Here is a 222-nt window from a genome sequence, read left to right as displayed (position 1 = left end):
TGGTTACAAGGTTTGTATCATGGATACCAGTAAAGTCAATTTGATAAGCCTTGTTATCGTACTTGCTAGCGTCCTTGATGTCTTTCTTAACTGTAGTTGGGAAGATTAGTTTGAGGTTGATACCTTTCAAGACATAATTGTTTGTGTAAGCAACTGGATCGTCTGAAGTGGTTACGGCAAATTCACCATCGATTTGCAATCCTTTTGCCTTGATGTAATCTT

At 37.8% G+C, this 222-nt stretch carries 1 protein-coding gene; it reads right to left on the bottom strand.

Features of this window, described 5'->3' with window-relative positions; all coding sequences use genetic code 11:
* Positions 1-222: SspB-related isopeptide-forming adhesin (locus HMPREF2887_RS00005; RefSeq protein ID WP_148131465.1), on the bottom strand; the 222-nt coding region annotated here is incomplete at both ends.

Source organism: Streptococcus sp. HMSC071H03 (assembly GCF_001813035.1).
Classification (GTDB): domain Bacteria; phylum Bacillota; class Bacilli; order Lactobacillales; family Streptococcaceae; genus Streptococcus; species Streptococcus anginosus.
This window is presented reverse-complemented; position numbering and strand designations above follow the sequence as displayed.